This is a genomic window from Actinomadura roseirufa, assembly GCF_900659635.1.
GTDB classification, from domain to species: Bacteria; Actinomycetota; Actinomycetes; order Streptosporangiales; family Streptosporangiaceae; genus Spirillospora; species Spirillospora roseirufa.
The window spans coordinates 1-3,813 of the sequence record NZ_CAACVB010000459.1; the positions used below are offsets into that span (position 1 = coordinate 1).

At 75.8% G+C, this 3,813-nt stretch carries 2 protein-coding genes; both read left to right on the top strand.

Annotated features, from left to right (window positions below):
* A partial coding sequence (locus E1291_RS40030; RefSeq protein ID WP_131743214.1) for an acyltransferase domain-containing protein occupies positions 1 to 2,526 on the top strand: 2,526 nt, incomplete at its 5' end.
* A gap of 73 nt (positions 2,527 to 2,599) precedes the next feature.
* Positions 2,600 to 3,813 (top strand): glycosyltransferase (locus tag E1291_RS40035; protein WP_207401216.1); only part of this gene is annotated, 1,214 nt, incomplete at its 3' end.

The following is a 3,813-nucleotide window of genomic DNA, read 5'->3' on the forward strand; positions in this document are numbered from 1 at the left end:
GGGGACCTGCTCGGCCGGGCCGCCCGCATGATCGCGGACGGGCGGCTGCTGGCCGGGGAGCTCGCCGCGCTCGGCGTCGAGCCCGACGTGGCCGCCGGGTACGGCCTGGGCGAGTGGACGGCGATGACCGTCGCCGGCCTGTGCGACGGCGACGCCGTCGAGGGGCTGCTGAAGGCCCTCGACGGCGCGGAGCTGGAGGCGCCCGGCGCCGTGTACGCGGCGCTGGGCTGCGGCGCGGCCCGCGCCCGGGAGGCCGTCGCGGGACGGCCCGGCGTGGTCGTCAGCCACGAGAACGGGCCGCACCGGTCGGTGATCTGCGGCCCGGCGGCGGAGGTCCGGGAGATCGCCGGGCGGCTCGCGGCGGAGGGCGTCCTCGGCCGGGAGCTGCCGGTCCGGGCGGGCCTCCACACGCCGCTGGCCACGGCGTTCGGGCGGCGGCTGCGCGGCGCGCTCGACGGGACGCCGGTCCACGAGCCGCGCGTCCCGCTGTGGTCGGCGACGACGGCGGCGCCGTTCCCGTCCGAGCCCGGCGAGGTCCGGGCGCTGCTCTCCCGGCACCCGCTGGAGCCGGTGCGGTTCGGCGCGCTGGTCGAGGGGCTGTACACCGCGGCGCACGTCCGCGCGTTCGTGCAGCTCGGGCCCGGCGGCCTCACCGGGTTCGTCGGTGACGGCCTGGACGGGCGCGAGCACCTGGCGATCACGGCCGGCGCCGCCGGGGGCGACGCGACGGACCGGCTGAGCCGCGTCGTCGCGGCGCTCTGGGCGGAGGGGTACGGGGCGTCGCCGCCCGCGCCGGATCCCGCCGCGGGGCTGATGCTGGACCTCGGCACTCCGCTCGTGAGGCTGGACGGGGCCGTTCCAACGATCCGTCTCGCGTCCGCGCCCTCCGCGCGGCGCCCCGCCGGCGATCCGGTGCTGGCCGAGCTGGAGGCGCTGCTCGACGACGCCGCGTCCGGCGCGCGGTCCGTCGTGGAGGCCCTCGGATCCGCGGCCGAGGCCGCCGAGGCGGCGGCGGAGGACGGCCCCGCGAACGGCGTGCCGCCCGCCGAGATGGTCGTGTCCAGGGTGTTCTCGCTGGAGGCGATGCCCTTCCTGAGCGACCACTGCGTGTTCCCGCAACCGCCCGGCTGGCCGGACATGTCGGACAGATTTCCGATCGTTCCGCTGGCCACGCTGCTGGAGGTGATGGCCGCGACCGCCCGCGAGCTGCTGCCCGACCTCGTGGTCGTCGGCTTCGAGGACGTCCGCGCCGTCCGGTGGGTCGTCGCGGTCCCGCCCACCACCGCCGGCATCCGCGCCCATCTCGTCAAGGAGGCCCCCGAAAGAGGAGGCCCCGGGCACCCGCGCAGGGTGAAGGTCACCATCCAGGACCACACGGACGGGACGGTTCTGCTGGACGAGGACTATCCGACGCCCCCTGTGGCGGACATGACGCCCCTCACCGGTGAGGGTCCTCCGGTGGTGACGGCCGATCGGCTGTACGAGGAGCGCTGGATGTTCCACGGGCCGCTATTCCGCGGAGTCACCCAGCTCACCGCCCTCGCAGAGGACGGCATCCGCGCCGTCCTCACCTCCTTGCCCACACCGGGGGCGCTCCTGGACAGCGCGGGACAGCTCTGCGGGCACTGGATGCAGGTCTACGGCGAGGACAACCAGACGGTGTTCCCCGTGGGAATCGGGCGGCTCTCCCTCTACGGCCCCTTGCCCCCGGCGGGAGAAGAACTCGACACCATCGTTTGGAACGAGCTGCTGACGGACACCACGATGCGCTGCTCCGTGGAGTTGGTCCATCCGAGCGGAACCGTGTGGGCCCGCATCGACGGATGGACGGCCCGCCGCTTCTACACCGACGAGTCCCTCTGGCGGATGAAGTTCACTCCCGAGGTGTCCGGTACAGGCGAACCTCAGGACGGCGGCTGGTGCCTGGCCCGCAGGCGCTGGGACGACGCCGCGTCCCGTGACCTGGTGATGCGCCAATATCTGTGCGCCACCGAACGCGCCGACTACGAAGCCCTCTCCCCAGCCGAGCAAGGGCCGTGGCTCCTCGGCAGGATCGCCGCGAAGGACGCCGTCAGGGACCACCTATGGCGTGCGGGTCACGGCCCCCTGTTCCCTGCGGAACTGACCATCCGCGACGACTTGTCCCACCGGCCAGTGGCAACCGGCCCCTTCCTGGAGCCGCTGGCCCTGTCGATCGCGGCCGACGCCGAAGTGGGCGTGGCGCTCGTCCGGGCCAAGGGCGATCCAGTGGGCATCGGCCTGGTCCCAGTGGGGCGTGACGCGCACATCCGTGCGGCGGAGCAGGCCGTCCTGCGGTCCATGCCGCCCTACGGCCTGCCTTCCCTTGGCACACCGGGCGGGCCGTGCGACCGCACCGAGCTGGTCGTCACGGCGGAGGAGCCCGGACGGTTCCTGATCGCCGCGAACGGAACGGTCACCACCGTCGAGACACGCGAACTGCACGGACACGTCGTGGCCTGGACGGCCGCGTCGGGCGGCACCGACATGGAGGAGAGCAACGCATGAACAGAACCCCCGCAACGGCGGCGGGCGCCCTCCGCCACGTCCCCGGGTGCGCACCGCACGCGGGAGGCGCACGGTGAACGCCCGCCGCAAGGAGGTCCCGTCCCTGCTCGGCGACACCGCGATCCGCCGCGCCACCACGCCCCGGCGGCGCTTCCTGTTCGCCGTCCCGCCGCTGAACGGGCACGCCGACCCGACCGTGGCGGTCGCCGCCGAACTGGTCCGCCGCGGGCACGCCGTCGCCTGGACCGGCGACCGCGCCACCCTGGAGCCGCAGCTGCGCCCCGGCTCCCGCATCCTCACCGCCGTGGACCGGGACTTCGCCCCGCGGATCCCCGCGGCGCGGGAAGCCTGGCTGAGCCTGCGCGACGCCGAGGCCCGCCGCTTCCTCTGGGAGGGGTTCGCCGTCCCGCTCGGGCACGCGATGATGCCGGGCGTCGAGAAGGCGCTCGACCGGTTCCGCCCCGACGTGGTCATCGCCGACCAGCTCGCCCTGGCCGCGCCCGTCGCGGCCCGCCGCCGCGGCCTGCCCTGGGCCACGTCCGCGGCCACGTCCGCCGGGTTCGCCCCCGGCGGCACGCCGGAGGACGAGGACTGGATCCACGCCCAGATCGGCGGGTTCCAGCGCGCCCACGGCATCGACGACGTCCAGGACCTGCGCTTCTCCGGCGACCTCGTGCTGGTCTTCTCGACCGCCGCGCTCGTCGGCGACACCGCCTCCTACCCCGGGCACTACGCCTTCGTCGGCCCCGCGCCCGGCCGCCCCGGCGCCGGTTTCCCCTGGGAACGCCTGGACGGGCGGCCCGCCGTCCTCGTCTCTCTCGGCGCCGCCGGCCACCCGGCCGGGGCCGCCTTCTTCGCGGCCGCCGCCGAGGCGGTCCGCGACCTCGACGTCCAAGCGGTCCTCGACTGCCCGCCCGGCACCCTCGCCGACCCGCCGCGCAACGTCCTGCTCCACGACGGCGTCCCGCTGCCCAGGCTGCTCGAACGGCTGTCCGCCGTCGTCTGCCACGGCGGCCACGACACCGTCTGCGAGACCCTCGCCCGGGGCGTGCCGCTGGTCGTCGCGCCGGTCAGCGGCGACGAACCCGTCATCGCCCGGCAGGTCGAGGCGTCCGGCGCGGGCGTCGCCGTCCCGTTCCCCGGCGCCGGCCCGGACGAGCTCCGCGCCGCCCTGACCACCGTCCTCGCCGACGGGCCGCACCGGGCCGCCGCCCGCCGCGCCCGCGACTGCTTCACCGCCGCCGGCGGCGCGGGCGAGGCCGCCGACCGCCTGGAGAGTCTCGCGTG